The sequence below is a fragment of the Armatimonadota bacterium genome, from assembly GCA_031460175.1.
In the GTDB taxonomy this organism is placed as follows: Bacteria; Sysuimicrobiota; Sysuimicrobiia; order Sysuimicrobiales; family Sysuimicrobiaceae; genus Sysuimicrobium; species Sysuimicrobium tengchongense.
In genome coordinates, this window is record JAVKGW010000001.1 from 426994 (window position 1) to 453193 (window position 26200).

24 protein-coding genes and 1 tRNA gene are annotated in these 26200 nt (G+C 69.8%); 9 read left to right on the forward strand and 16 right to left on the reverse strand.

Annotation, left to right across the window (positions count from 1 at the left end):
* Positions 1-126: 126 nt before the first annotated feature.
* The 3 genes from QN206_02205 to QN206_02215 are packed head-to-tail and all read left to right on the forward strand — an operon-like array spanning position 127 to position 2813.
* Complete coding sequence (locus QN206_02205; protein MDR7613620.1) at positions 127-531, forward strand: DUF2231 domain-containing protein; 405 nt, start codon at positions 127-129, stop codon at positions 529-531.
* A 4-nt stretch (positions 532-535) separates the two neighbouring features.
* Entirely contained in the window at positions 536-1993 is a 1458-nt protein-coding gene (gene pabB, locus QN206_02210; protein MDR7613621.1) for an aminodeoxychorismate synthase component I, read from the forward strand.
* Positions 1994-2006: 13 nt separating this feature from the next.
* Positions 2007-2813: an aminotransferase class IV gene (locus QN206_02215; GenBank protein MDR7613622.1), complete on the forward strand. Its 807-nt coding sequence runs from the start codon at positions 2007-2009 to the stop codon at positions 2811-2813.
* 2 nt (positions 2814-2815) lie between these two features.
* Here QN206_02215 and QN206_02220 read toward each other — a convergent pair whose 3' ends face one another.
* From QN206_02220 to QN206_02235, 4 genes are all read right to left on the reverse strand, one after another.
* Complete coding sequence (locus QN206_02220; protein ID MDR7613623.1) at positions 2816-3703, reverse strand: 2Fe-2S iron-sulfur cluster-binding protein; 888 nt, start codon at positions 3701-3703, stop codon at positions 2816-2818.
* The gene (locus QN206_02225; GenBank protein MDR7613624.1) at positions 3700-5598 is read right to left on the reverse strand and encodes an NAD(P)H-dependent oxidoreductase subunit E; all 1899 of its coding nucleotides are present in this window, start codon (positions 5596-5598) and stop codon (positions 3700-3702) included. Before QN206_02225 ends, QN206_02220 begins: the two co-directional genes overlap by 4 nt.
* Positions 5595-7550, reverse strand: a complete 1956-nt coding sequence (gene fdhF, locus QN206_02230; GenBank protein MDR7613625.1) for a formate dehydrogenase subunit alpha — start codon at positions 7548-7550, stop codon at positions 5595-5597. The genes QN206_02225 and fdhF overlap by 4 nt, the downstream gene beginning before the upstream one ends.
* Before the next feature lie 98 nt (positions 7551-7648).
* On the reverse strand, positions 7649-9001 hold the full coding sequence (locus QN206_02235) for a permease (GenBank protein ID MDR7613626.1): 1353 nt from the start codon (positions 8999-9001) through the stop codon (positions 7649-7651).
* Positions 9002-9106: 105 nt separating this feature from the next.
* Between QN206_02235 and QN206_02240 the strand changes: the two genes are divergently transcribed.
* The 4 genes from QN206_02240 (at position 9107) to QN206_02255 (ending at position 12082) form a co-directional block, all read left to right on the forward strand.
* Positions 9107-9988 carry a LysR family transcriptional regulator gene (locus QN206_02240; protein MDR7613627.1) on the forward strand — a complete coding sequence of 294 codons (882 nt, stop codon included), beginning with the start codon at positions 9107-9109 and terminating at the stop codon, positions 9986-9988.
* Between the two features lie 40 nt (positions 9989-10028).
* On the forward strand, positions 10029-11579 hold the full coding sequence (gene pruA / locus QN206_02245; protein MDR7613628.1) for an L-glutamate gamma-semialdehyde dehydrogenase: 1551 nt from the start codon (positions 10029-10031) through the stop codon (positions 11577-11579).
* A 16-nt stretch (positions 11580-11595) separates the two neighbouring features.
* A tRNA-Ala gene (locus QN206_02250) sits at positions 11596-11670 on the forward strand.
* 31 nt (positions 11671-11701) lie between these two features.
* Positions 11702-12082 carry a VOC family protein gene (locus QN206_02255; protein ID MDR7613629.1) on the forward strand — a complete coding sequence of 127 codons (381 nt, stop codon included), beginning with the start codon at positions 11702-11704 and terminating at the stop codon, positions 12080-12082.
* A gap of 4 nt (positions 12083-12086) precedes the next feature.
* Here QN206_02255 and QN206_02260 read toward each other — a convergent pair whose 3' ends face one another.
* Together QN206_02260 and QN206_02265 are read right to left on the reverse strand one after the other, a co-directional pair.
* Complete coding sequence (locus tag QN206_02260) at positions 12087-12776, reverse strand: GGDEF domain-containing protein (protein ID MDR7613630.1); 690 nt, start codon at positions 12774-12776, stop codon at positions 12087-12089.
* A 41-nt stretch (positions 12777-12817) separates the two neighbouring features.
* Positions 12818-13588 carry a 5-oxoprolinase subunit PxpA gene (locus tag QN206_02265; protein MDR7613631.1) on the reverse strand — a complete coding sequence of 257 codons (771 nt, stop codon included), beginning with the start codon at positions 13586-13588 and terminating at the stop codon, positions 12818-12820.
* A gap of 107 nt (positions 13589-13695) precedes the next feature.
* Between QN206_02265 and QN206_02270 the strand changes: the two genes are divergently transcribed.
* On the forward strand, positions 13696-15651 hold the full coding sequence (locus QN206_02270) for an ATP-binding protein (GenBank protein MDR7613632.1): 1956 nt from the start codon (positions 13696-13698) through the stop codon (positions 15649-15651).
* On the opposite strand, the gene QN206_02275 is transcribed toward QN206_02270, so the two are convergent.
* The 3 genes from QN206_02275 to QN206_02285 are packed head-to-tail and all read right to left on the reverse strand — an operon-like array spanning position 15617 to position 17462.
* Positions 15617-16459, reverse strand: coding sequence for a VOC family protein (locus QN206_02275; protein MDR7613633.1), 843 nt, complete (start codon positions 16457-16459; stop codon positions 15617-15619). The genes QN206_02270 and QN206_02275 overlap by 35 nt on opposite strands.
* A gap of 17 nt (positions 16460-16476) precedes the next feature.
* Positions 16477-17118, reverse strand: a complete 642-nt coding sequence (locus QN206_02280; GenBank protein MDR7613634.1) for an MBL fold metallo-hydrolase — start codon at positions 17116-17118, stop codon at positions 16477-16479.
* Complete coding sequence (locus QN206_02285) at positions 17115-17462, reverse strand: hypothetical protein (GenBank protein MDR7613635.1); 348 nt, start codon at positions 17460-17462, stop codon at positions 17115-17117. The genes QN206_02280 and QN206_02285 overlap by 4 nt, the downstream gene beginning before the upstream one ends.
* Between QN206_02285 and QN206_02290 the strand changes: the two genes are divergently transcribed.
* On the forward strand, positions 17437-18462 hold the full coding sequence (locus QN206_02290) for an EamA family transporter (GenBank protein ID MDR7613636.1): 1026 nt from the start codon (positions 17437-17439) through the stop codon (positions 18460-18462). The two genes, QN206_02285 and QN206_02290, sit on opposite strands and share 26 nt — an antisense overlap.
* Here QN206_02290 and QN206_02295 read toward each other — a convergent pair.
* The 7 genes from QN206_02295 to QN206_02325 form a co-directional block, all read right to left on the reverse strand.
* Positions 18449-19192, reverse strand: a complete 744-nt coding sequence (locus QN206_02295) for a glutamine amidotransferase (protein ID MDR7613637.1) — start codon at positions 19190-19192, stop codon at positions 18449-18451. The two genes, QN206_02290 and QN206_02295, sit on opposite strands and share 14 nt — an antisense overlap.
* Positions 19193-20575: a MurT ligase domain-containing protein gene (locus QN206_02300; protein MDR7613638.1), complete on the reverse strand. Its 1383-nt coding sequence runs from the start codon at positions 20573-20575 to the stop codon at positions 19193-19195.
* 38 nt (positions 20576-20613) lie between these two features.
* The gene (locus tag QN206_02305) at positions 20614-21420 is read right to left on the reverse strand and encodes a LysM peptidoglycan-binding domain-containing protein (GenBank protein ID MDR7613639.1); all 807 of its coding nucleotides are present in this window, start codon (positions 21418-21420) and stop codon (positions 20614-20616) included.
* 246 nt (positions 21421-21666) lie between these two features.
* Positions 21667-22140: a bifunctional nuclease family protein gene (locus tag QN206_02310; protein MDR7613640.1), complete on the reverse strand. Its 474-nt coding sequence runs from the start codon at positions 22138-22140 to the stop codon at positions 21667-21669.
* Positions 22141-22188: 48 nt separating this feature from the next.
* The gene (locus tag QN206_02315; GenBank protein MDR7613641.1) at positions 22189-23343 is read right to left on the reverse strand and encodes a SpoVR family protein; all 1155 of its coding nucleotides are present in this window, start codon (positions 23341-23343) and stop codon (positions 22189-22191) included.
* Positions 23283-24461: a DUF444 family protein gene (locus QN206_02320; protein MDR7613642.1), complete on the reverse strand. Its 1179-nt coding sequence runs from the start codon at positions 24459-24461 to the stop codon at positions 23283-23285. Before QN206_02320 ends, QN206_02315 begins: the two co-directional genes overlap by 61 nt.
* Positions 24462-24463: 2 nt before the next feature.
* The gene (locus QN206_02325) at positions 24464-26125 is read right to left on the reverse strand and encodes a hypothetical protein (GenBank protein MDR7613643.1); all 1662 of its coding nucleotides are present in this window, start codon (positions 26123-26125) and stop codon (positions 24464-24466) included.
* Between the last annotated feature and the right edge of the window lie 75 nt (positions 26126-26200).

The following is a 26200-nucleotide window of genomic DNA, read 5'->3' on the forward strand; positions in this document are numbered from 1 at the left end:
ACGCATCCCCCTGCAGCATGCCCTTCCGCGGGCGGCCGCGCAAGACTTCCCCCTCGACGCCGCGGCCCGGGTGCCCTAGCATCCGCATGAGGGCGGGACGCGCCGAGACCGAGACGGAGGAGCGGCATGGTGACCTTTCTCTTCCACGCGCCGGTCACGGACTTCCCCGTGGCCCTGTGGCTCACGAGCCTGCTGTTCGACGCGCTGGGGTGGTGGCGGCCCCGGGAGGTGTACCGGACCATGGCCCTGTGGCTCGTGGGGTTGGGACTCCTGTCCGCGGCGGTGGCCATCGGCACCGCGTTTTACGACTACGCGCGCCTGGTGCGGGAAGGGGTGGGCACGGCCTTTCTGCAGCGCCACGCCACGCACAGCCTCCTCGCCTACGCGGCCACCGCCACCTACCTCGTGAGTTTCCTGCTCCGCTGGAGAGCCCCGCAGGCCCGGGCCGCCATCGGCGGGCTCGCGGTCGTAGGCGCGCTCCTCGTCGGCCTTGCCGGGTACCTCGGCGGCGAGCTCCGGAAGGTGATGTGAGGAAATGCACCGCCTGATCCGGATCCCCGCCCCGTATCCGCCCAGCCCCGCGGCGGTGCTGGAAGCCTTCCCGAGGGAGCCAGGCCGGGTCCTGCTCGAGAGCGCAGGAGGCCCGGAGGACCTGAGCGTCCGCTCCTTCGTCACCGCCCGGCCTTTTGCGCTCCTCACGGGCCGCGGGGGCCGCTACCTCCTCCGCACCGACCGGGCGAGGTCCACCCTCACGGGTTGCCCGTTCACCGCGCTCCAGCGGACGCTCTGGTCCTTCGGCGCGGATCTCCCGCGCGGACCCCTGGGGCTTATGGAGCCGCTCGCGGACTGGCCCACCTTCGCGGGTGGCGGGATCGGCTACCTCAGCTACGACCTCGGCCGCCAGGTGGAGCGCCTCCCCGCCCTCGCCCTCGATGACCTCGGCCTTCCGGAGCTGTGGATCGCGTGGTACGACGCCGCGGTGGTCCTCGATCACCGTCGGCGGGAGGCCGCGGTGGTGGGGCGGGTGCTGCCGGGTCGGGAACAGGCGGTGGCGGACCACGTGCGGTTTCTCCTGCGGGCCCTGGAGGTCGCGGCGGAACGCCCGGATCAGAATTCCGGGCTCCTCCCGGAGCGCTTCGCCCTGCGGTCCACCTTCACCCGGGAGGGATACGAGGCCGCGGTGCGGCGGGCCATCGCGTACATCCGGGCGGGCGACATCTTCCAGGTGAACCTCAGCCAGCGGTTCTGCGCCCCCTGGCCCGGGGATCCGTGGCTTCTGTACCGCCGGCTCCGTCGCACCAACCCCGCGCCCTTCGCCGCCTTTCTCGACGGCGGCACGTGGGCCGTGGTGAGCGCTTCGCCGGAGCGCTTCCTGCAGGTGGACCCCCGTACCCGGCGGGTGGAGACCCGGCCCATCAAGGGCACGCGGCCCCGCGGCCGGACTCCGGAGGAGGACGCCCGGTATGCCGAGAGGCTCCTCCAGAGCGAGAAGGATCTCGCGGAACTGGTGATGATCGTGGACCTGGAGCGCAACGATCTGGGTCGGGTCTGCACGTACGGGACCGTTCGGGTGCCGGAGCTGCGGCGCCTGGAGGCCTATCCCACGGTTTGGCACACGGTGGCGGTGGTGGAGGGGAGGCTCCGGCCCGGCGTAGGGCCGGCGGAGCTCCTGCGGGCCACGTTCCCGGGCGGGTCCATCACGGGAGCTCCCAAGGTCCGGGCCATGGAGATCATCGAGGAGCTGGAGCCCGTACGCCGCGGGGTGTACACGGGCGCCATCGGGTGGTTCGGATGGGACGGTGCCCTGGACCTGAGCATCGCCATCCGCACCTTCGTGGTGACCGGCGGGGAGGCGTACTTCCACGCGGGCGGGGGGATCGTGGCGGACTCCGATCCCGCCGCGGAGTACGAGGAGACCCTCGCCAAGGCCCTGGGGCTTGTGCGGGCTCTGCGGGAGGGGGTCGAAGTCCCTGCGGTTCGTGTGGCTCAGTAGCGCGGGCGGGTTGGTGGAGGCCAGGCGGGCCTGGATCCCGGCCACCGACCGGGGGTTCCTGCTGGGAGATGGCCTCTTCGAGACCACCCGGGTGTACCGGGGACGTGCGCCCCTGCTCGCGTACCACCTCCGGAGGCTGCATGCAGGCGCGGAGCGACTCGGGATCCCCATCCCGTGGGACCTCGGGTCCGCGGCCGCGGAACTTCTGCGGCACGTTCCCGCGGAGCACGGGGTGCTGCGGATCACCCTCACCCGGGGCCCGGGGCCCCGGGGCTACGATCCGCCCGCCACGGCGCACCCCACGGCCCTCCTCCAGGTGGATCCCCTGGAAGCCGCGGCAGAGCCCGTGGACGCGTGGCTCTCCTCCCTCCGCCGCGATCCCCGCGCTCCCACCGCCGGGCTCAAGACCACGAGCGCCCTCCCGCTCGTTCTGGCCCGCCAGGAAGCCCGGGCCGCGGGGTGCGGGGAGGCACTGCTGTTGGATACGGAGGGGAACCTCGCGGAGGGGACCGCCACCAACCTCTTCTGGGTGCGGGAAGGAATCCTCTACACGCCCGCCCTCGCCACCGGGTGCCTCCCCGGCATTGCCCGGGCCCTGGTCCTGGAACTGTCCCGGGTTCACGGAATCCCCGTGCGGGAGGTCACCGCTCCCGTGGAGGCCCTCGAGGGGGCCTCCGAGGCCTTCCTCACCAACGCGGTGCGCCTCCTCCTCCCCCTCCGGTCCGTGCGCCTTCCCGGCGGTGCCCGCATCTCGCTCCCCGCTGGCCCCCTCACCGAGACCTTCCGGGCCGCGCTGTGGAACCGGTTTGTTGAGGGCTGAGGCTACGGGGTCTTCATCTCCGGCTTCGGATCCACCCCCGCGTGCACGTAGGTCCAGCCGAAGCGGCCCTTGATGCACAGGAACCCGCGGGTGATGGGATCGTCGGGCGGTGCCGTCACCTTCACGATGCGGTCGTCCTGCACGTGGAGCTCCAGGTTGCAGCCCACCCCGCAGTAGGGGCACACGGTGGTCACCACCCGCTGCCGCGTCTCGTCCCAGGTGCCCGCCCGCCGCATCTCGAACTGGGTCTTCGGGACCAGGGCTTCCGTGGGGCAGACCGCCACACAGTTCCCGCAGAACACGCAGGCGCTCTCGGGAAGCGGCAGGTCAAACCCGGGGTCGATGCGGGCCTCGAGCCCCCTTCCGGCCACCGCGATGGCGAAGCTGTTCTGCACTTCCTCCCCGCACACCCGCACGCACCGGTAGCAGAGGATGCACCGATCCAGGTCCCGCACGTACAGCTCGTTGTCCACCTTGGGAGCCCGCGGGCGCGGAGGGCCCTCCGGTCGGAAGCGCGCCCACCGCTCAGGCCGGGCTCCGTACTCCTCCGCGTAGCGCTGCACGTCCGGGGCAAGGCTCGTGTCCACGGAGCTCTGCAGGAGTTCTGCCACCATGCGGCGGCTGAGCCGCACGCGCGGGGTGTCCGTGCGCACCCGCATCCCGGGCTCGACCTTCCGGATGCAGGCCGGCACCAGGGTGCGGGAGCCCTCGACCTCCACCACGCAGATCCGGCAGACCCCGATGGGCTCCAGGACGGGGTGGTAGCAGAGGGTGGGGACGTCCTTGCCCAAGGCCCGGATGGCCTCTAGAAGCGTGGACCCTTCGGGGACCGCGACGGTCTGCCCGTCCACCTCGAGCTGCACGAGCGCAGCCTGCACCTCGGTGGTCATGGTGTCCCGACTCCTCCGGCCCGGTCTTGGAACCGCAGACTGCTCAGGACCGCGTTCGGCGCGAGCTGCCCCAGCCCGCAGATGGAGGCGTCCCGCATCACCTGGGCGAGGTCCTCCAACAGGGCCCGCAGCTCCGGGTCCGCCCGGCCGCCCCTGCGCCGCATCTCGGCCACCAGCTCCAGCTGCCGCTGGGTCCCCACCCGGCAGGGGACGCACTGGCCACAGGACTCCTCCCGGAAGAACCGTGCGATGCGCTCCACCACCGCCCACAGGTCCGCCCGCTCGTCGAAGACCACGAGGGCCCCCGAGCCCAAGGTGGCTCCGATGGCCTGGAGGGTCTCCACCGCCAGCGGGGTGTCGAGTTCCTCGGGCCGGAGGAAGGTCCCCGCCGCGCCGCCGCAGAGCACCGCCCGGATCCGCCGGCCCCCGGGCACACCTCCCGCGAGCTCCTCCAGGACCGTGCGGATGGGGGTGCCGAAGGTGACCTCATAGACCCCGGGACGGGCCACGTGCCCGCTCACGCAGACCAGCTTGGTGCCCTTGGAGCGCTCGGTCCCCAACCCCGCGTACCACGCACCGCCCCGCACGAGGATGGAAGGGACCGAGGCCAGGGTCTCCACGTTGTTGATGACCGTGGGACGTCGGAACAACCCCACCTGGGTGGGAAACGGCGGCCGGTTCCTGGGCTCGCCCCGGAACCCCTCGATGGAATTGAAGAGGGCCGTCTCCTCCCCGCAGACGTAGGCCCCGGCCCCACGGCGGACCTCGATGTCGAAGGAGAACTCCGTCCCCAGGATCCGCTCCCCCAGATATCCCGCGGCCCGGGCCTCCTCCAGGGCCTGCATGAGGGTCCGGAACGCTTCCGGATACTCCCCCCGGACGTAGATGTACCCCCGCTCGGCCCCGACCGCGTATCCCGCGATGGTGAGCCCCTCGATCACCGCGAAGGGGTCCTTCTCGAGGAGGACCCGGTCCTTGAAGGTCCCGGGCTCGCTCTCGTCCGCGTTGCAGACCACGTACCGGGGAGGTGCTTCCCGGGCCGCCAGGGCCCACTTCCGGCCCGTGGGGAAGGCGGCCCCGCCCCGCCCGATGAGCCCCGAGCGCTCCACCTCCTGGATGGTGGCCTCCGGCCCGATCTCGAGGGCCCGTTCCAGCCCCCGATATCCGCCGGCCGCCCGGTAGTCCTCCAGGGACGTGGGCACCACCCGGTCGCACCGGGCCAGGAGCAGGGGCGTCCCTTCTCCTCTCCATCCCAGGTAAGTGGGAGGGGACGCGGGTCCGGCCGGACCTTCCTCTCCCCGCAACCACGCCCGCACCCGCTCCTCCAGCGCCTCCGGGGTGAGCCCCAGGAGCACGCCCTCTCCCACCAGGGCCGCCGCGCCCCGGTCGCACTGGCCGAGGCAGGGCGAGCGGCTCCAGCCCAGGGGCGGGACGGAACCCACGGGCGATGCCGGCCCGTGGGGAAGGGGGCTTTGGGCGTACGTCTCTCCGTGGGCGGGCTCGTGGACGGGGCTCCCAAGGTGCCGGTAGAGGGTCTGTGCGAGCGCTTCCGCGCCGCGGAGCATGCAGGCGATGTCGTCGCAGAGGTGGATCACCCGGGGTGGCCGGGGCTCGGTGGCGAGGAGCGCGTAGAAGCTCGCCACCCCGTACACCTCCGCCACCGGCAGCCCCAGCTCCCGGCAGATGGCTGCAGCCGCCGGGTAGGAGATCCAGCCCCGTGCCTCCTGCACGGCCCACAGGGCCGGAAGCAGCAGGTCCCGGCGGCCCACGCGCTCCTCCGGCCGCAGGTGCCCCCAGACCCGCTCCAGGGCCTGCTGCTCTTCAGGGGTAGGCGGAGGTACGTGCTCCAGCCGCTGGAGCTCCACGCCCCATCCGCGGAGCGGGGCCGCGCTCATCGGGCGATCTCCCTCCCGACCCCCACCGCGACCCGCTGCGTTCGGAGGGGCTCCACCCGGACCGCGGTGGCCTTGAACTCCGCGGTCCCGGACTTGGGATCCGCGGCGTCCACGGTCAGGAAGTTGGTCGGGGTCTTCTCGGGGAAGTGCAGGGTCATGAAGCACATCCCGGGCGGGACCGTGGACTCCACCCAGGCGGTCGCCTCCACGGACCCTCTCCGGGAAAAGACCCGCACGCGGTCCCCGGAGGAGATGCCGTAACGCCTGGCGTCCGCGGGGTTGAGCACCAGGTACTCTTCCTGGGGGACGGGCGTTCTGTACAGGGCCGTCTGCACGCCCGTGTTGAAGAAGTAGAGCCTGCGCCCGGTGGTGAGCAAGAGCGGGTAGTCCTCGTTCACCTCGTCCACGGGCGGTTCGTAGTGGGTGGGCATGAAGGGCGCCCGGGGGCCTTCCACCGGACGCTTCCACAGCCGGCTGTGCAGGAACTGCTCCCCGGGGTGGTCCTCGCTCGGGCAGGGCCACTGGATCCCGCCGAGCTCCTCCAGGCGGCGGTAACTCATGCCCCGGTGCAGCGGCGAGAGCGCCCGCACCTCGTTCCACACCGCCTCCGCATCGGGGTAGTTCCAGTCCCGTCCGAGCCGCCGGGCGAGCTGCTGGAGGATCCAGAGGTCGTCCTTCGCTTCCCCGGGAGGCTCGAGGGCCTTGCGGACGCGCTGCACCCGCCGCTCGCTGTTGGTAACGGTCCCCTCGGACTCGCACCAGGCCGCGGCCGCGGGAAAGACCACGTCCGCGAGCTCGCCCGTGGCGGTGAGAAAGATGTCCTGCACCACCAGGAACTCGAGCTCTTGGAACAGCCGGAGGATGCGGGTGGCGTTGGCGTCCGAGCGCACGGGGTTCTCGCCGATGACGTACAGGCCCCGGAGGAGGCCCTTCTCCATCGCGTCGTACATGGCCGTCAGGTGCCAGCCCGCCTTGGGCGGGATGGAGCAGTCCCAGGCCCGCTCGAACCGGGCCCGCACCTCCGGGTCCTCCACGTTCTGGAACCCCACGAGCCGGTTGGGGAGGGCCCCCATGTCGCCTCCCCCCTGGACGTTGTTCTGGCCCCGCAGGGGGTTGAGGCCGGACCCGTAGCGGCCCACGTGGCCCGTGAGCAGCGCGAGGTTGATCAAACTGAAGACGGTGTCCACCGCGTTGTGGTGCTCCGTGATCCCCAGGGTCCAGCAGATCATGGCGCGGGGGGCAGTGGCGTACTCCCGGGCCGTGGCCGCGATGAGCTCCCGGGGGACTCCCGTGACGGCCTCCGCGTATTCCAGGGTGTAGGGTTCCACCGCCTCCCGGTACCGCTCGAATCCCTCCGTGGCCTCCCGGACGAACTCCTCGTTGACGAGCCCCTCCTCGATGATCAGCCGGCCCATGGCGTTCGCGAGGGCGATGTCCGTGCCCACCCGCACGGGGAGCCACCGGTGGGCGAAGGCCACGCTCGAGGTTCGCCGGGGATCGATGACCACAAGGCGCGCGCCGTTCCGCACGCCCTTGAGCATGTGCAAGAACATCACCGGGTGGGTCTCCCGGGCATTGGACCCCCACAGGAGGATGAGGTCCGTCTCCTCCATCTCCCGGTAGGAGTTGGTCCCTCCGCCCGCGCCGAACACCGCCGCCAGACCGGCGACGCTGGGGGCGTGTCAGGTGCGGTTGCAGCTATCGACGTTGTTCGAGCCCATCACCTGGCGCGCGAACTTCCCGGCCAGGTAGTTGAGCTCGTTGGTGGACTTGGAGCAGCTGAACAGCCCGAAGCCCTGGCCTCCGTACCGCTCCCGGATGCGCCGCAGCCCTTCGGCGGCCCGGTCCAGGGCCTCCTCCCAACTGGCCCGGACCAGCCGTCCGTCCTTGCGCACCAGGGGGTAGGTGAGGCGCACGTCCGGGCCCGGGAGATCTCCCCGATCGTTCCCCAGGGGGACCCTCGGAGTTGCCACCGCGCTCACCCCCTCTCCGCCGATTCGTGGGGCTGGAGCAAGCGTACCACCGCCGGCGCGGTTCGGAAAAGGGCCCCTTATAGACCGCCGAAAGCCAGGCCCGCGAGGATCCCTGCCAGGAACACCGTCCCCGCAAGGAACGCACAGGGCCGGTAGTCCCCGAGGGCCATCCCCACCACCGCGAGGCTCGGCAGGCTCACCGCGGGCAGGGTGAGCAGCAGCGCGGCCGCAGGCCCCGTGATTCCTTGCTGGATGAGCGGCCTCGCCACCGCGAGCTCGGTCCAGGTGGGGATCATGAGCAGGGTTCCCGCCGCCGCGGCTTTGAGGGTGCTCGGGAGGTCGTTGCGGCCCGCGAAGGAGACGATCACGGGGGCGAGCGCCCCCGTGAGGACCGCGGCCAGGAAGAGCACGGGGATCGCGACCCGGGCCAGCCGCCACGAGGTCCGGAGCCAGGCCGTCACCAGGGTGGCGGGGGTGCGGGCATCGCCCTCCGCGAGCCCCTGCTCCAGCGCGAAAAGGCGCGCGAGACGGTCCATCCAGGGACTTGGACGGTAAGCGACCACGCGCCCGGAAGTCCGAAGGACCCGCAAGACGAGGTGCGTCCCGAACACCGCGAGCACCACCCCGCCGAGGATGCGCAGCAGCGCGTACGGCGCGGGCAGTAGGGCGGTGGCGAGCACGAGGGTGGTGAGGTTCAGCATGGGGGAAGCCACGAGGAAGGAGAGCAGGGCGTCCAGACTTGTGCCCGCCCGGGAAAGGCTCGCGCCCACCGGGCCCGCGCAGCAGGAGCAAAAAGGATACGGGAGGGCGAGGAGGGAGCCGGCCACGTGGGCCCGCAATCCCCCGGCGCGCAGCATCCCCTCCAGCCACTCGAATGCTCCGGCGCGCAGCAGCACGAGCAGCAGCCCCCCGATCAGGATCCCCAGGGTGGTGGCGTGCCATGTCACCAGCAGGTAGTTCACCGCCTCCGCCACCGGCCGCGCCCAGCCCGGGAAGGACGGGACCGGGAACGCGAAACTCACCCCCAGATGCCCCGCGTGGGCGATGCGCGCCGCCTGCACGCCCCGGTACACGAAGAGATCCACCACCAGCGCCACGAGCAGCACCCCCGCGGTGACGTTCCGGGCCCGCGGGAGATCCACGCCCGCGGCCAGGGCCCTGCGCTCTCCACGGGCGAGGGCCCGATGCAACCCCACGCTCCCGAGGAGTGCCGCAGAAAGCAGCAGGAGGTGGATGGGGTGGAAGTAGAGGATCGCGGAGGGGGAACCCACCTTGGTGTAAAGGCTTGGGGGAAGGAGAAACCCCCGCCGCAGATCCACCACGGTGAACAGCAAAAGTCCCACGAACCCCAGGAACACCCCGAGAATCAGGGAGTACCGGGATGCGACGGGCCGCCCCTTCGCGTAGGAACCGGCCTCCACGGACGCCATCGAGCCACCTCCTCAGGAAATCTCGGGAATCCTCCTAAGCCTCTTCTGCGGGCATAAGTAAAATTCCTTGACAACTTTAGTTTCGAATTTTTACCTATATTCGAGATGCTGGACTCCCTGCGGATCTTTCGGCTGGTGGCCACCTCCCGGAGCTTCACGGAGGCGGCCCGCCAGGCAGCCCTCACCCGCCCCGCGGTGAGCCAGCACATCCGGCGGCTGGAGCGCCTGTTCGGCACCCGGCTGCTGGTGCGCACCACCCGCCGGGTAGAGCTCACGGAGGCCGGCCGGGTGCTGCTGGAGCATGCGGAGAGGGTTCTGGAGGAGGTGGCTCGGCTGGAGAGCGCCATGAGGGATCTGAGCCCCCGGCGCACGGCCCCGCTCCTCGTAGGCGCGAGCACCCTTCCCGGCGAGTACCTGCTTCCGGGGGCCCTTCTGGCGTTCCGGGACCGGTTCCCCGAGACCGAGGTGCGGGTGTGGATCGGGGACACGGAGGCGGTGGTGGGGTGGGTCCGGACCGGGCAGGTGGAGCTGGGGTTCGTGGGCCAGCCCCCGGCAGGACCTGAGCTCGTGGTAGAGCCGGTGGTGGAGGACGAGATCGTGCTGCTGCTCCCTCCGGGCTACACCGCGCCGGATCCGCTCGACGTGGAGGCCCTTACCCGGATCCCCCTCGTGCTCCGGGAGCCGGGCTCCGCGACCCGGGCAACCCTGCTGGCCGCGCTCGAGCGGGCGGGCGTAAGGCCCGACCGGCTCCGGGTGGTGGGGCAGCTGGGGAGCCCGGAGGCGGTGAAGGCCGCGGTGCGGGCCGGGGTGGGTGCCGCGTTCCTCTCCCGGTTCTGTCTCCGTCCGGGGGAGGGGCCCGCGGTGCGGGTACAGGGGCTTTCCCTGCGGCGGTGGGTGTGCGCGTGCTGGCACAGGGCCCGTCCCCCGGATCGCTTTGCCCAAGCGCTCATCGATTTCCTACGGGCGTCCGCGGTTCCGGAGGGCTGAGCCGGCTATAATGGGGCAGACGGACTCAGGGGGTGATGGTGTGGCCCTCCCGGAATTCCGGAACGAGCCCTTGATTGACTTCACCCAGGAGCCGAACCGGCAGCGCATGCGCGAGGCCCTGGCCGGGGTGGAGGCAAGGCTCGGTCTGGAGCTTCCGATCGTGGTCGGCGGGGAGCGCATCCGGGTGTCGGAGAAGTTCGAGTCCCGGAATCCTTCCGAGAAGACCGAGGTGGTGGCCCTGGCCCAGAGGGCCACCCCGGAGCACGTGGACCGGGCCGTGGAGGCCGCCTGGCGGGCCTTCCCGGCCTGGAGGCGGGTCCCGCCCGAAGAGAAGGCGGCCCTGTTTTTGCGGGCCGCGGAGCTGCTGCGCCGCCGCAGGTTCGAGGCCGCGGCCTGGATGGTCTACGAGGTCGGGAAGAACTGGGTTGAGGCGGACGCGGACGTGGCGGAAGCGATTGACCACCTGGAGTACGACGCCCGGGAGATCCTCCGCTACGCGGAAGGGAAGCCCACCACCCCGCATCCGCAGGAGGTCTCGTACTACACGTACGAGCCGCTGGGCGTGGTGGCGGTGATCCCGCCGTGGAACTTCCCCCTCGCGATCCCCATGGGCATGGCACTCGGAGCCCTCGCTGCGGGGAACACCGTGGTCCTCAAGCCCAGCAGCGACGCACCCGCCACCGTCTACACCTTCCTGGAGGTCATGGAGGAGGCGGGGTTACCGCCCGGGGTGCTGAACATCGTCACGGGCTCAGGATCCACGGTGGGAGACGCCCTCGTCACGCATCCCCGGGTGCGGATGGTGGCGTTCACCGGCTCGCGCGAGGTGGGCTGCGCGATCTACGAGCAGGCGGCGAAGGTACGGCCGGGGCAAGCGTGGCTCAAGCGGGTGATCGCAGAGATGGGCGGGAAGAACGCGGTGGTGGTGGACGAGGCGGCGGATTTGGAGGAGGCCGTGGCCGCCGCGGTGGTCTCGGGCTACGGGTATCAGGGGCAGAAGTGCTCCGCGGGCTCGCGCCTGGTGGTCACGCATTCGGTCTACGACCGGGTCCTGGAGGCCTTCGTGGAGCGGGTGCGGGCTTTGGAGGTGGGTCCCGCGAAGGACAATTATCCCGTGGGGCCCGTGATCAACGAGCGGGCCTACCAGACCATCCTGGACTACATCGGGATCGGCAAGCGCGAAGGCCGCTTGATGTGCGGCGGAGAACCCGCAGGCGGTGAAGGGTACTACATCCAGCCCACGGTGTTCGCGGACGTGGATCCCCACGCCCGCATCGCCCAGGAGGAGATCTTCGGCCCCGTGGTGGCCGTGATCCGGGCCCGGGACTTCGACCACGCCTTGGAGATCGCGAACAGCACCCAATACGGGCTCACGGGCGCGGTGTTCACCCGCGATCCCGACCGCATCGCCCGGGCCCGGGCGGAGTTCCACTGCGGGAACCTCTACATCAACCGGAAGTGTACGGGCGCCCTCGTGGGCGTGCATCCCTTCGGCGGGTTCAACATGAGCGGCACGGACGCGAAGGTCGGCGGCCCCGACTACCTCCTGCACTTCCTGCAGCCCAAGGTGACCAGCATCAAGTTCCGGTAGTATCGTAGAGGACGGTGGGGACGTAGCTCAGCGGGAGAGCACCTGGTTTGCAACCAGGGGGTCGCCGGTTCGAATCCGGTCGTCTCCACCAGCCGAAACCCGCACGCGACCGGAGGGTTCCCGTGATCCGAGGCCTGGACAACATCGGGGTGGCTGTCTCCGAGGTGCGCCGGGCGGTCTCCTTCTACCAGCTGCTGGGGTTCCAGCCCGACTACGTCACGGAGGACTCCGCCTTCCTCCGGGCAGAGGGCGTGGCGCTGTACCTGTTCCGCACGGAGGCTCCTCCTCCGCCCTCCCGCTCCTTTGACCTCACGGGAAATCCCCTGGGGCTGGACCACCTGAGCTTCCGGGTGGACGACGTGGACGCCGCCTGCGCCGCTCTCCGGGATCTCGGGGTCACCATCGAGCGGCCGCCCCGGGACTACGAGTGGGGTGCCCGGGCCGCCTGCCTGCGGGATCCGGACGGGAACTGCATCTGGCTGCTGCAGCGCCGGTCCCCGTAGCGGCTCACGGCCCGGATTCCACAGGGTGTGCCACCACCTTATTGCGCCCAGCTTCCTTGGCCCGGTACAGGGCCGCATCCGCCCGGCGCACGAGGGTCCCCAGGTTGTCGGTGGGACGGAACGCCGCGACCCCGAAGCTGGCGCTCACCGGGCCGAACTCCGTCACCAGAGAGGCGATCTCCCGCCGGAGCCGCTCCGCCAGCTCGAGAGCACCCCGCAGCGGGGTCTCCGGGAGCAGGAGCAGGAACTCCTCCCCGCCCCACCGGGCCAGGGAATCCGAGGGGCGGATCGCGCCCTGCACGGTCCGGGCCACGCTCACCAGCACCCGGTCTCCCGCACCGTGCCCGTAGCGGTCGTTGATCCGCTTGAAGTGGTCCACGTCGAAGAGCACCACGCTCAGGGGGTGCCCGTAGCGCCGGTGCCGCTCCGCCTCCACATCGAAGGCGATAAAGATCCCCCGCCGGTTCAATAGACCCGTGAGAGGATCCGTGTTCGCCCGGACCCTCTCGGCCACCAGCTGCCCTTTCACGAGGGAGAGGATCTGAAGCCATGCGATGAGGGCGACGGCAAACGCCTCCATTCGGAGGAAGGCCACCACGAGGGGCCAGTAGATGGTCGGCCGCACCAGGAAGGGGAGGGAGACGAGGTAGACCACCAGGTACGCCCTGCGCTTGATGTGCTCCAGCGCCTCCATGGCTGGCGGGCCCTAGGGGCAGCTGGAGGACCACGCGCCCCTCACAGCCACTCCCCCATGGGCAGCAACGTGATGTGGGCCTCCTCCAGGGCCGCCCGCACCGCCCGGGCCCGTTGGCCGGCTCCGGGCGTATCCCCGTGGATGCACAGGGTGTCCGCCTCCACCACGAGCTGATCCCCCTCCACGGTCTCGATGGGCTCCCCGTACGCGATGCGCACCGCCCGGCTGGCTGCCTCAAACGGCTCTAGGAGCAACGCGCCTGGTTCTTCCCGGGGCACGAGGGTCCCGTCCCGGCGGTAGGCCCGATCGCAGAAGGCCTCCCGGGCGACCCGAAGCCCCGCGGAGCGGGCCACGTGCTCAAGGACGGACCCCGCGAGCACCACCAGGATCCTGTCCGGATACGCCCGCTGCACGGCCTCCACCACGGCCCGGGCCACGGCCTCGTCCTGGGCGGCCACGTTGTAGAGGGCGCCGTGGGGCTTGATGTGCTGGAGCGCGACCCCCTCTGCCCGCGCGATGGCCTCCAGGGCCCCGATCTGGTATAGGCAGTAGGCGGTGACCTCCTCGGGCCGCATGGGGATCCTCCGGCGGCCGAATCCCACGAGATCCGGATATCCCGGATGGGCCCCCACGGCCACCCCGTGCGCCCGACACCGCCGCACCGCCCGCGTCATCTCCACGGGGTCCCCCGCGTGCATCCCGCAGGCGAGGTTCGCGGAGGTGATCGCGGGGAGGATCTCCTCGTCCTCCCCCAGTCGCCATATCCCCAACGACTCCCCGAGGTCGCAGTTGAGGTCCATGGGACGTCCCATATTCCCCTCCCGGAGAGCCTTGTTCCACGTCCGCCGGGCCTTCCCTGCGCCTTCCTTGCCAGCATGCGCGGTTTCCCGGAAGATGGAGGGAGCGAGGGCGTGGGGGTATGCGGGCCGGCATCGGCTGGAAGATCCTCGCGGGGTACCTGGCGGTTTCCTTCCTGGTCGGGCTCGCCTTCGGCCTCTCCGCGCTCGGCACGGAGTGGATCGCGGGCACCGCCCGGCGCCTCAATCAGGGTGCCCAGCTCATGACCGCAACCCTCGCCGCGCAAGTGCTCGCGGAGCGTGCGCTGTTCCTCGCGCTCCAGGAGCGCGTCCTCCGGCCGCCGGAAGCCGGGGTCCAGCTGGAGCTCACCCGCCGCCTTCTCGAGCGCGCCCTGGATGCTCTCTCGTTCCAGACGGAGGTCCGGCCGCTCCTTGTCCGCATCCGGTCCGCCCAGGCCTCCTTCGCCTCCGCGGTCCGCGCCTTGCGGGAAAGCGCACCGTCCCGGGAGCGGGAAGCGGTTCAGGAGGTCCTGAACCGGTCCGCGGAGCTCCGAAGACTCCTGCGGGATCTGGCGGCCCGCACCCCGGACCCGCTGGAGGGAGCCGCGGCGGGGTGGCCCGCCCGCGGGTGGCTACCGGATTTCTTCCGACAGCAGGTGGAGCACACCCGTCGCATGGCGGACCATATCCGGGCCCTGCGGGACTCCTACCGGTGGGAGCAGGCCTTCTGGGCCCGGTGCAGCGCCCTCCTCGCCCTGGTTCTGGACCCCGCACCCCAGCACCTCTCCACCCTCACGGCGGCCCTGCCGCCTGCCCCGTGGCCGCGCATCCCGGAGGCGGAGCCCCTCCTGGCGGAGCAGGCGGCCGCCATGGACCGGTTTGAGGAATTCGTACAGGAGGCCCTCACGCGCTACCGGCCCGCGGATCCGGAGGCCTATGCGACCTTCGTCCGGAAGGGGTTCCCCCGGGCCCTCGAGGACGTCCTGACCCCCGCCACCTCCCTGCGGGCCGCGCTGGAGGTGGAGCGCACCCGGTTCCAGTCCGAGCTGGAGCGGGTGAACGCCTCGGTCCTCGCGTTCACCCGGAGCCTCACCCATGCCGCCGTCCTCGCCCTGCTCGTGGGCCTTCTGGTGGCCGCGGTCCTCACCCGGAGCATCACCCGTCCCCTCGATGCGCTCGCCGTGGCCATGGACCGCGTGCGTCACAACGACCTGGAAGTCCGCCTGGACGCAGGACGCCGCGGTGACGAGGTGGGACGCATGGTGGAGGTGTTTAACGCCATGGTCCAGGAGCTCCGGGAGTCCCGGGAGCGGTTGCGGGCGTACCAGGAGGATCTGGAGCGCATGGTGGCCGAGCGCACGCAGCAGCTGGAGCGGGCGCAGGCCCGGCTGGTGCAGTCCGAGAAACTGGCGGCTCTCGGGGAGCTCGTGGCGGGGGTGGCTCACGAGCTCAACAACCCGCTCACCTCCGTGCTGGGCTACGCGCAACTGCTGGAGGCCGGGGAGCTGAACGGGGAGGACGCCCGCCGGGCCATGGGGGTCATCCTGCAGGAGGCGGAGCGGGCCCGCCGCATCGTGCAGAACCTCCTGACCTTCGCCCGGCAGCGGGCCCACGAGCGCGGCCCCGTGGACGTCAATGCGGCCCTGGAGCAGACCTTGGCCTTGCGGCGGTACGAGCTGGAGCGGGCCGGGGTGGAGTTCGCGCTGGATCTGGCCCGCGACCTCCCTTTCATCGAGGGCGACCTGTTCCAGCTGCAGCAGGTCTTCTTAAACCTCATCAACAACGCGGCCCAGGCTTTGGCCGGGGCCCGCGGCCGCATCGAGATCCGCACCACCCACCGGGAAGGCCGGGTGGTCGTGGAGGTGGCGGACACGGGTCCCGGAATCCCCCCCGAGCACCTGCATCGCATCTTCGATCCCTTTTTCACCACCAAGGACGTCGGGCAGGGGACAGGGCTGGGGCTCTCGATCTCCTACGGGATCGTGCGGGACCACGGGGGCGAGATCTACGCGGAGAACCGCCCGGAGGGCGGCGCCCGGTTCGTCATCGAGCTCCCGGCGGCTGCGCCGTCAGCCTGACCTCCACGCGGATGGGATCTTGGAGCACCAGGGCTCCCTCCCGCACTCCGTACGGCACCTCCCGGGCCCGCAACCAGGCCTCCAGGACCGTGAGGGCCTCCGGGGGAATCCCCCACGTGTAGGACACGAGCCCCGTGGCGCCCTCCGGCGGCCAACGCGGGGCTCCCCAGACGTTGAGTCCCACGTGGTGGTGGTATTCCCCGGCCGCGAGGAAAAGGGCCCCGGGATAGCCCCGCTGGGTGACCCGAAGTCCCAGGATCTCCGCGTAGAACGCCTCCCCCCGGGAGAGGTCGTCCACGCGGAGGTGGACGTGCCCGAGCCGGGTTCCGGGGTCGAGGGGCCCGGCTTCCCTGGCTTCCTGCAGGAGACTTGGGACATCGAGGGGGCGGGTAGCCATGGCGATCTCCCCGTCCCGGCGGGGCCAGGAAGTGGGCGGGCGGTCCCGGTAGAGCTCCAGACCGTTTCCCTCAGGGTCTGCCAGATAAAACGCCTCGGAAACCCCGTGGTCGCTTGCGCCCTCCAGGGGCCAGTTCGCGAGCAGCAGCCGGCGCACCACGCGGGCGAGGGAAGCACGGTCCGGGAGCAGGAGGGCAAAGTGGTACAGCCCCACCGCCCCCAGCGGATGGAGCGGGGAGGCGGGACTGTGGAGCAGGGTCAGGGAAAACCGCCGACCTTCCGGCGCAAACCACACTTCTTCCCCCGCGCGTCCCACCTCCTGCAGGCCCAGGAGTCCCCCGTAGAAGGCCCGCATCCGGTCCAGGTTCTGGACCCGGAGGGTGAGGGCCACGAGGGAGGCTTCCGGCGGCATCCGGAAGCGCATCATGCTCAGTCCCGCGTCCGTACGAGACCCACGAGGAAAGGGTTGCTCAGCCGCTCCCGGCGGACGGTGGTGGGCGGACCGTGCCCGGGGTAGAGCACGGTGTCGTCGGGAAGGGTGAGGACCTTGGTGCGGATGCTCTCCATCAGGGTATCCCAGTCCCCCCCCGGAAAGTCCGTGCGCCCCACGCTCCCTGCGAAGACCACGTCCCCCACAAACGCAAAGCCCGGGCCCACCAGGATCACGTGACCCGGCGTGTGCCCAGGAGCGGAGAGCACCCGGAGCTCGAGCTCGCCCACCCGGAGGACGTCTCCCTCCTCCAGGAACCCGTCCGGATCCGGCGGCGGATCCACCACCACGCCCATCAGGAGGGCGGAGGCGCTCGCGTTCCGGATGAGCTCTACGTCCCCCGCGGGCGCCAGGAACCGGGCCCCCGTGGCCTGTTTGAGGGGCCGCACCGCGCCCACGTGGTCCCAGTGGCCGTGGGTGGCCACGATGGTCTCCACCTCGAGGCCGTGGTGGTGCACGAGTTCCAAGATCACGGGGGCGTCGCTCCCGGGGTCCACCACCACCGCCCGCCTGGTCTTCTCGTCTCCCAGGAGATAGCAGTTGGTCCCGATGGGGCCCGTGGGGATCTGCTCCAGGATCATGGCTTGAGCACCTGTTGGAATCTGGGGATGCCCCGGGCGGCCTGGTCCACCCGCTCCTGGATCTCCACGAATCGTTCCAGGTACCGCCGGGCCCGGCGCATGTACTCGTACGTCTTTTCCTGCCACCCTTCCGGCTCCACCACCTCCGCGGGCATGCACAGGACGCTGTGGGCCTGCCCCAGCCGCAGGACGTACTCGTAACACGGGTAAGGCTTCTCCTGGAACTGGACGGTGCGCGGGTCCAGCTGCAGCCCCGCGGCCCGGGCGGCCTCCACGAGCCGCCGGACGGCTTCCCGCATGGGCACGGGACGAACCCTCATGCCCCCCGCTCGTACGCCCTCCATCCCATCCCTCCGCCTGGAGCCACTCCCTAAGAGTATAACGCCCCCTGGACACGAGGAGTTTCCGGGCCGGGGCGCGAACCCGCCCTCCGTGTGCCCCTCAAACCGGACCGGGGACCTTCTCGTGCTCGCGGCCGCGGCGCTGTGGGGCACGATGGGGATCGCCGTGCGCCGGGCGGACGCCGCGGGGATTGGCGTTTTCGAGGCCTCCGCGTGGCGGGCGGGCATCGCGTTTGTGGGGATGCTGGGGATCACGCTCCTCACCGGTCCCCACCGCCTCCGGGTGCCCGGGCGGGATCTCGTCTTCTTTGCGGCTTACGGGTTCGTGAGCATCGCCCTCTTCTTCCTCGCGTACTTCACCGCGATCCGCATGAGCTCCGTGGCGACCGCGGCCATCCTCCTCTACACCGCGCCCGCGTGGGTGGCGGTCATCGCGAGGCTGGTGCTCGGGGAAAGCCTCGGCGTGCGGAAGGGGATCGCGTTGGGGTTGGCCTTCTGCGGATGTCTGCTGGTGGTGCGGGCGTACGATCCCGCCGCCCTCCGGCTGAACCTCCCCGGGGTCCTGGCGGGGCTCGCCTCCGGGCTCACCTACGGCCTGTACAGCATCTTCGGGAAACTGGGCCTGCGGCGGCACGACCCTCAGGTGGTGCTTACCTATGCCTTGGGCTTCGGCGCCGCCTTCCTGGTGCTCCTGGGGATCGCCGCGGGGGTTCCCCTGGGACGTTTCTCCCCCTCCCACGTGATGCGGGCGGCCGGCCCTGTCCTCTACCTGGGGGTGGTCATCACCCTCCTCCCGCAGTGGCTGTACGTCACGGGGCTCCGGTACGTGCCCGCGGGCCGTGCCAGCCTCATGGCGACCGTGGAGCCCGTGGTGGCCGCCCTGAGCGGGTACGTGGTGCTGGGGGAGGGCATGCACCTTCCCCAGATCGTGGGCGGAGCCCTGGTCCTCGCCGCGGTCCTGCTGGTCCAAGGGGAGCAGGCCCCGGGCCCTAGCGGTTCCTGATCCGCGCCCGGATCAAGGCCGTCCGATGAGCCGCCTCCTCGAAGCGGTCGTCGAGGGGCGCCAGGGCCACCTCGCCGTAGCGGCGGCGCAGGCTCAACCGGATCAGGTGGTCCGCAAACCGGGGGTTCTTTGGGAGCACGGGACCGTGCAGGTACGTGCCGAAAACCGTCCCGCAAAGGGCCCCCTCCGTGCGGTCCCGCCCGTTGTTCCCGAACCCCACCACCACCCGGGCGAGGGGCTCAGACCCGGGACCCAGCCGCGTCCGGCCTCCGTGGTTCTCGTATCCCACTAAGGTGCCGACCCCCGGGATCGCGCACTCCGCCACCACGTCGCCCACAAGCCGCCGCTCCCGGGGGCCGGGGTGCTCCGTCACCACGTCCAGCACCCCGATCCCCGGGAGCGGCTCCCCCTCCGCGGGCCGATACCTGTGCCCCAGGAGCTGGTAACCTCCGCACACCCCCAGGATTACCACGCCCCGGGCGGCCGCCGCCCGGAGGGCTTCGGCCTTCCCCTGGAGGTCTCGGGCCACGAGGACCTGCTGGCGGTCCTCCCCGCCTCCCAGAAAGATGAGGTCGTACGCCTCCGGGTCCAGGGTCTCTTCCAGCCGCACGGGGGTGATGCGCACCGCGATCCCGCGCTGCTCCGCCCGCCACCGCAGGCAGAGGAGGTTGCCCCGGTCGCCGTAGAGGTTCAGCAGATCCGGATAGAGGTGCGCGATCCGCAGCTCCACTCAGTCCTCCCAGAAGCCCGGGACAACGCCCTCCCGCTGCAGGATCCGCCGCAGTTCCAACAGGGCGGTGTAGGTGGGGAGTACGAGAAGGGTCCCCCCTTCGGGAACGCCCTGGGCCGCCTCCCGCAGGGCCCGGGCAAGATCCGGTTCCACCCGTAGCCGGTCTTCAGGGATCCCCGCATACCGGAGGCGCAGGGCCAGATCCGCGGCCCGGAGGCCGCTCGCGACGACGGGGAGTGGGAGTTCCCGCAGTTCCTCGAAGTCCACGTCCCACAGCCACGAGACGTCCCGCCCGTCCGCGGTCCGGTCGTGGATCGCCACCAGGAGGGCCTCAGGAGGACGCTGGACCACCATCCGCAGGAGGGCGTTGAACCCCGCGGGGTTCTTCGCCAGGAGGATCTCCAGCGCCACGCCGCGCCACCGCAGCCGCTCCGCCCGGCCGAAGGCGGGCCGGAACCCCTGCAGGCTCCGCTCCACGGCCCCGCCGGGGACCCCCAGACAGAGCGCGGCTGCGGTGGCCGCGAGGGCGTTGTACACGTTGTACAGGCCCGGAAGGGGAATCCGAACCCGCAGGCGTCCTCCGGGCCAGACCAGGCTCGCTTCCGTCCCCCGCGTGCCGTCCGTTCGGATCGCCTCCGCGTAAACCGTGGGATCCGGCCGCCGCACCCCACACCGCTCGCACGCGTACCGACCCACGTGGGAGAGGTACACCACCTCGTAGGTGTACGGGGTCCCGCACCGGTAACAGTAGCGGACGTCCGCGGCGTCCTCCATGGCTCTCAGCCCGCAGCCTTCGTCCTCCACCCCGAAGGGCACCGTGGCCAGCTGCAGGTCCCGGACCACCGCCGCCACCTGTGGATCGTCCGCGTTGAAGCACACCGTGGCCTCCGGGAGTCCTCGGAGGGCGGCCCGCCACCGGTGCGCCACCGCCTCCACCTCACCGTAGCGATCCAGCTGGTCGCGGAACAGGTTCAGGAGGACCACCACCCGGGGCCGCAGGATCGGGATGAGGAGCGGAAAGGCCGCCTCATCCACCTCGAACACCCCCACCTCCCCCCGCACCTGGCCCCGTAAGTTCGCGGCCTCCACCAGGGCGGAGGCGATGCCCGAGGGGAGGTTCGCCCCCGCCCGGTTGTGCACCGAACGCAGACCCGCCTCCCGGAGCATCTCCGCCACCAGGCGGGCCGTGGTGGTCTTCCCGTTGGTGCCGCTCACCACCACCGCACCCCGCGGGAGCTGGGAGGCGAGGGTCTCGAGGATCCCCGGATAAACCCGCCGGGCGAGCCGTCCAGGGAGCGTGGTCCCCCCGCCCGCCCGCAGGCCACGACTCAGGCGGGCCGTGGATTTGGCCAGGAGGAGGGCAAGGCGCAGGCGTACGGTCACCCAAGCCCCATCCTACCAGAGGACGGAGCCCCGCGACCTCAGTAGGGACGGCGGGCGCCTACGAAACGCGCCCGGTAGTAGCCATCCTGCAGGGAGTCAACCCGAACCCGCCCTCCCGCGGAGGAGGCGTGGATGAAGGAGCCCCCGCCCAGGTAGATCCCCACGTGGGAGGGTCCGGGGCGGTACGTGGTGAAGAAAACGAGATCCCCCGGCTCCAGCTCGGAGAGCGAGACGGGGCGCCCTACCCCGAACATCTCGAAGGAGGTGCGGGGAAGTGGGATTCCGAACCGCTGGAACATGGCGTAGACGAATCCGGAGCAATCGAACCCCCCGGCACCCGTGCCGCCCCATCGGTAAGGCACCCCCAGGAACCGTCGGGCGAAGACCGCCAGCACCGTTCCCCGCGAAGAGGTGACCTGCCGGACCCGGGGACCGGCAGTGGAAGAGGCGGGCACCCTTAACCGCTGCCCCACCCGCAGGACTCCCTCCACCGGGATCCCGTTCAGGGCCGCGAGCTGCTGGGGGCTTGTTCTGTACCGGCGGGCAAGACGCCAGAGGGTGTCCCCAGGCTGGACCTCGTACACCTCCTCCCGCTGGACCGCTTCCTCATCGGCCCGCCCGGGGATCCGCAGCACCTGCCCGGGCCGGAGGACGTCTGGATCTTCCAGCCCGTTTGCCTCCACCAGGTCCCGCACGCTGACTCCGTAGCGGGCCGCGATCCGGGTGAGGGTGTCTCCCGGCTGCACGGTGTACGAGGAACCTTGCGCGAAGACCCGGGATGGACCCAGGAGAACCAAGCACAGGAAGGCCATCGCGGCCACGGCCTTCGGCCAGCCCATCCTCATCCCTCCCCCGGGGATCGAAGACCCCGCCCACGCGGGCCCATAGACGTTTATCAGGGTTCGCCCTGAGGAGGAGGGATCCTCCGTCAATGGGCAAGGCAATCCATAAAATTTTCGGAAGACCAGAGGATAACACGAGGGGCGGGGAAAACCAATTTTATGGAAGATTCAGGGAGCCGGTGGTTTCGGAGATGAACACAGGCCGGGAGGCCCTCTCCCGGCCTGTGTTCGCGAATCAAGTGGGCCCAGCTAGTGGAGGGAGCGCTTGAAGTCGCTGGGCTTAACGTTCTCGATGAACCGCCGCCACTCCTCCATCTCCTGGTCCTGATCCTCCTCCTTCTTGAGGGGGATGGCGTGGGCGGCGACCTTCTCGTCCACGAAGATGGGGGCGTTCATCCGCAGGGCGAGGGCGATGGCATCGCTGGGCCGGGAGTCGATGGCGTTCTCCCTCCCGTCCCGCACGAGGTGGATCTCCGCGTAGTAGGTCTGATCCCGGACGTCCGTGACCACCACCCGCTTCACGGAGACGTCCATGCTCTGGAGGATGTTGCGCAAGAGGTCGTGGGTCATGGGGCGAGGTGGGGTGATCCCCTGCAGCTGCAGGGCGATGGCCTGGGCTTCCGCGGGACCCACCCAGATGGGGAGGGCCAGCCGCTCCTCCGCGTCCGTGAGCAGGACCACGGGGTTCATCTGGTGATCCATGGCGACGCCCTTCACCTTCATCCAGATCACGGTTCCCCCCTCCTCCGCTCTTAAGCCGATTATACCACCCTACGATGTCGAGAGCCCCCTCCGGTCATAGGTGTACACCTTGCCGTTGGCCCGCAGCCGGACGGGGTTCCGCCAGAGGGTGTACACGGACCGGAGGTACAGGGCGATGCGCTTGGGGTCCAGTTTCTTCCCCTCCTCCGCGTGCACCAGGGTGAGATCCCGGGGACCCGTGGGGTCCTCCACCTCGATGGGGGGGTCCCCTTTGTAGAGTTTCTGCTGGATGAGCATCTCCTTGACGGCCCCCACCTCCGTGTTCTTCGTGCGGTCCCGGGGGTCGTACACGAACAGGTCCAGCCGGTGCACGAGCTCCTGGGTGAGCATCTCGTCGATCAGACGCACGTCCTCGTAGAATCGGCGGACCTCCAGGGCCTTCTGCCATCCCCAGGTCCGACGGATGTGCTGGAAGAGGGTATAGCCAATCATGTAGGTGGCGGGCCGGCTGCAGATGGAGATGCTGACCTCCGCCCACTGCCGGGCGCTCACCAGCTCCCTCAGCAGCTCCAGTTCCACGAAAGTGGCCCACCCCTCGTTGATGATGTGGGTGCGCTGGATGAGATCGAAGTACTCCGCCTCCTGCCGGACCGCCTCCAGGATGTACCGCTCGTAGTCCTGGAGGGGCGCCCGGGCCTCCAGGTAGTAGATGACCCGGCGGGTGCGCCGGGCGGGGTCCCGCTCGAAGGCGTTCACGCTGGTGGCCACGGTGAGGCAGGCGTCCAGCAACCGCTCCACCGTCTCCCGTCCGTACTTCTCCTCGAAGGACCGGAAGGTCCGGGCGTGCTGCTCCGCGAGGTTGAGGATGTCCTTGTTGGACTTGCGGAACCAGTGGTTGTTCGCGAAGAAGTCCGCGTGTCCGTACACGTGTGCGATGACGCAGAGGTTCTGCAGGTGGGTGTTGGTCCGGCGCAGGAAGGCATAGGAGGGACGGGTGTTCAGCACCAGCTCCAGGATGCTGAACACCGCCTTTGCTTGCTGGGCGTGGATCTCCTTGTAGGCTCCGCCCCAGTACCAGTGCACGAACCGGTTCGGAAGCCCCATGCTGGCCACTTCCGCGATCTCCTCGCTGTCCGTGAAGCGGAAGACCACGGGATCGAAGCTCAGGCCCAGGTCCCGGGCGAGCGCCTCCACCCGCGTGATGACCGTCTCGTACTCCCGCATCTCGCGGTTCCCCCTTCCCCATTGAGGTAGGGGATGAACTCCCGCAGGGCCTGCCGGATGGAATCCAGGTCCACCAGGTTCACGAAGGAAAGGTTGGGTCGCCGCCGGCTCAACTCCTGGACATGCTCGCTGAACCCCCCGATCCCCCGACCCCCGGGATTCACGTGCCCGTAGCTGACCACATCGAACCGCTCCAGGGCCTCCTCGAACCGCCGCTTGGCCAGCTCAAAGTCCCCGCTGCTCGTTTCTCCGTCCGTGAACAGGAACAGGTACTTGTCGTACTCGCTCACCCCCTCCAGGAGCTCCATGGCCTTCTCCAGCCCCGCGCTGATGTGGGTCCCACCACTGCTTTCGACGGAAAAGAACTCGTCCCGGGTCTTCTCCTCCGCCACGTCCTGGAACACCACGTACCGGCGCAGGTTGGTGGGATAGCGGCGCTCCAGGGCGTACCAGAGGAGGAAGATCATCTTCCGGACCAGGGCCAGGTAATCTCCCCGCATGGAGCCGGAGATGTCCAGCACGTAGATCTCCAGGGAGCGATGGTTCCGATCCGCGGCCGGGTCCTCCACGAAGTACCAGCCGTCCAGCCGTAGGTCCACGTCGTACTCTGCCACTCCCCGCTCCCGGATGTTCCGGAGGAGGCTCGTGACCATGGTCTCCTCCAGGTTGAGGTCCGCGGCCAGCCCCCACCGGTCCAGGTCGTCCAGCTCGAGCAGGTCCTCCGTCTCCACTTCCCCGCCCCGGCTCACGTGGTGCAGGGCCGGCAGCTGCAGCTCCTCCAGGAGCACTTCCTGGGCCAGGCGCACGAACTCCTCGAAGTCCAGCTCGACCCGTAGCTCCTTGCCGTGGTGGTCTCCCCCCAATAGCCCCCCGACCGCGTACACCTCCTCCCCCCCTTGCCCTCCCGCGCCCTGTCCTTGTCCCGCGCCCTGGGCCAGAAACCGCTCCTCTTCCCCGTACCGGAGGGTGGGGAGGTCCAGGGTGGTGATCTGGGTCTTCACCTTCCCGTCGATCACCAGTTCCTTCTGCTGGATGAGCTCGTGGAGGTTCTGCTTCAGGTACTCCCGCAGGAGCTGGTCGTGCTTGTGCTCCGCGATCCGGGCCCGGTGGACGCGCATGTCTACACGCTCCGCCCGATGATCTTGAGCAGACTCCGGGCGCACACCTCGCAGTACCCGTATTCCTCGATGGCGGTGCGGTACAGGGTCTGCAGCAGGGCCCGGCTCTGCGGGTCCATCTCCTCCGTCTTGTCGTACAGGCGCAGGCAGTTCTTGATCTTGTTGAACACCACCTCGTTGATGGCCCCCCGCAGGTGTTCGTTTTCCGTGTAGGGCAGGCTCACGAGCTCTTCCTTGCGCTCCACGAGCACGTTCTCGAAGGCCAGGCGTCCCTGTCGGCTGATCTGACGCTTCGCGATGAGGATCCCCTCCACCTCGTCCAGCAGCTCCTTCTCCCGCTCCGCCAGCGGTTCCCCCAACACGTGCCGGCTCACCGCGTCCAGGTAGTTCCGGTAGAGGTTCTGGCCGTACTCGAAGAACTGGGTGGGCACGATGCGCTCCACGATGAGGGCGATCTTGCCCTGAATGAACTCCATCTTGGTCTCCTCGAACTGGCGCAGGAGCTCCTTCAGGTTCAGGTCCTTCATGGACTGATGCTCGAAGGTGCGCTCGATGGCCTCGGAGATGAGTTCGAGATCCAGGCAGGTGTCCGCCTTCGCATAGGCGTAGGAGAAGGCGTCCTCGAAGAACCGGGGGCTCAGACCCCGCATCCCCCCGGATTCTTCCCGGGTCTTCAGGGCGTAGCGAGCGGCCAGCTCGTACACGTCCTGAGGCGCGTGCTTGCGCTCCCCGCGCCGTCGGTTGGCCCGCTCCACGAGCGTCCGGTAGATCTGCATCTCCCCCGCGAGGTCCATGTTGTACGGAAAGTCGATCTTGTGGATGCGACCCCGCAGGGGCTCCATGATGTCTTCCTGGAGGAAGACGTTGTACTCGGGGTAGTTCGTGTGCCCGATGACCACCAGATCCACGTGTACCGTGGGGAAGTTGGCGAGATCCACCCGCTTGGACTGGATGAGCTCCAAGAGCAAGGACAGCAGCTGCCGACGGCTCTTGAAGACCTCCGTCCAGTCCAGGATCCCCCGGTTCGCCCAGATGATCTTGCCCTCGAAGTCGTAGGCATCCGGATCGTAGGTGGAGCCACGCTCCTTGAGCATGGCGAAGTTGATGTTGCCCACGAAGTTGGTGATGTCCTCCCGGCGCAGGTCCGTGGGAGTGTGCTTGGCGATCCCCACCTTGTGGCGGGCGGAGATGTAGATCCTCTTCACGGGCACCGGCTCCCACCCTCCGCACCGACGGATGAGCCGCTCGCACACGGGGCAGGGCACGGCCTCCTCATGCCAGTACAGTCCGTACTGATCCAGCACCTCATGGGGGACGAGGTCGAAGGGGTGCTGGTGGAAGGGGCAACCCTCCACCGCGTACAGGATTCCTGCCTCCGTCCGGGAGTACTCCTCCAGTTTCCGCTTCAGCTTGTCCACGGTCATGCTCTTGCCGGACCCCTGTGGACCCACCAGCAGGAGCAACCGCCGCTCCATGGACATGGCGTATCCCCGGAAGTACGAGACGATGTCCTGGAGCTGCTTGCCCATCCCGTAGATGCCTTCGAAGACATTCTCCGGCCCAAAGTACTCGATCATGTCCGCGATGTAATGATGCGTGGTGCGGGTGAGCCGCTCGTCGGCCCGTGCCGCCTGCAGGTAATCCCCCACCGTCCGGATCTCCATGGCTTCCCCTAACAGAAAGCTTCGGCTTTCCGTCCCCCTTCTTGAATGTCCCCAAAACACGCGGGCCCAGACGGA